The 1755-nt window shown below is 52.3% G+C and carries 1 protein-coding gene; it reads left to right on the plus strand.

Features of this window, described 5'->3' with window-relative positions:
* Positions 1 to 339 precede the first annotated feature (339 nt).
* Positions 340 to 1584, plus strand: a complete 1245-nt coding sequence (locus PAT3040_RS12785; RefSeq protein WP_108992956.1) for an IS110 family RNA-guided transposase — start codon at positions 340 to 342, stop codon at positions 1582 to 1584.
* Positions 1585 to 1755: the final 171 nt, after the last annotated feature.

Raw genomic sequence — 1755 nt, forward strand, 5'->3', positions numbered from 1 at the left:
GGCGAACCTCTCAATTTCCAGTAAATTTGCACGTTGAAATCTGAATGAGGGACTGGACTTTCCGGCATGCCTCTGGACAATGGATCTTAGGGATCCATCGGGGAAATTCTTTTCCCTCCTGTAGCATCGTCTACATTTTAAGTCTGTTTCTCCGGTACGCGTCTGAACTTCTGACCCGCTGGCCGTTCCCTTCGGCACCCCATGCCTGGCACTAGCAAACCAGGGCAGCTCATGGACCGAAGCGTGTTCTTATAGGCGAGGGTGATTGATCTGCGCGTGCGCCGGAGGCATCCCGGAGAGCCTATTCCCTGAATCCCTAACCGAAAGGAGGAATTCCCATTGAAGCTATTTGTCGGTATTGACGTCAGTTCGAAAGAACTGGAGACGTGTTTCATGAATGCAGACGGCGACAAGCTAGAGACGCTCACCGTAAAGAATAATCTCGAAGGCGCTTCTCATCTGAGAGACCGCGTCGTTGCCCTTGCGGACAAGCATTCGATCACCGAGATCCATATTGGTCTCGAGTCCACATCAGTCTACAGCTGGCATCCCGCCATGTACTTGCATCAGGACGCTTCGCTCAAGGAGCGCAACGCCAAGGTCTTCACCATTAACCCGAAGCTGGTCAGCAAGTTTAGAGATGCTTACCCCGACTTGGACAAGACCGATCGTCTGGATGCTTGGGTCATTGCGGATCGACTGCGCTTTGGCAGACTGACGACCACCATCGTCATGCAGGAGCAGTACGTGGCGCTCCAGCGCCTGACACGCATGCGGTTCCACTTGATTCACAACTTGACGCGCGAGAAGCAGTACTTCTTGCAGAACCTGTTCTACAAGTGCAATGCCTTCACGACCGAAGTCGAGAGCTCTGTGTTCGGCCATGCCATCCTCGAGATGCTTTCCGAGAAGTACAGTCTTGACGACATCGCTACGATGGAGGTTGGCGACCTGGCTGACTACTTGCGGGACAAGGGACGCAATCGCTTCCCGGATCCTGAGAACGTTGCCGCCTGTATCCAGAAGGCAGCTAGAGCCTCCTACCGCCTTTCAAAGGTGGTTGAGGACTCCATTGACCTTGTACTGGGCACATCAATCCAAGCTATCCGAAGCATCCAAGCTCAACTGAAAGATTTGGACAAAGCGATCGAGAAGATTCTCGAGACGATCCCTGGAGCCCTGTGCCTGCGTTCCGTTCCCGGCATTGATCGCGTCTATGCCGCTGGCATCCTTGCTGAGATCGGCGACATCGAGCGCTTCAACGATCAAGCCGCTGTCGCAAAGTACGCCGGCCTCACATGGCGCAAGACACAGTCCGGCTCGTTTGAGGCCGAAGATACGAAACGCATTAAATCCGGCAACCGATTCCTTCGCTATTACCTGGTTGAAGCTGCCAACTCGGTGAAGAACCGCGATGAAGAGTTCGGTGAATATTACCGGAAGAAATTCAAAGAAGTGCCCAAGCACCAACACAAACGCGCCCTCGTCTTAACGGCAAGAAAACTCGTGCGTCTGGTCGATGTGCTGCTACGCAACGGCCAACTCTATACGCCACGGAAGAAGGTGACGCCTGTGAAGGATTAATGCCTCCTTTGCTAAAGTCCTTCGTGAATTCCCAGTTAATATTTGGTATTTTACTTGAATTTCGACTGGGTTTAGTTTGATGCGTCCATTTTTTGGCTCTCCTCATGTGTACAGCCAAGAAAATTTCCAATTCGACCGAATTAGGGACTTGACATCATACCGCTGGACTTA

It is taken from the genome of Paenibacillus agaridevorans (genome assembly GCF_003112455.1).
GTDB classification, from domain to species: Bacteria; Bacillota; Bacilli; order Paenibacillales; family Paenibacillaceae; genus Pristimantibacillus; species Pristimantibacillus agaridevorans.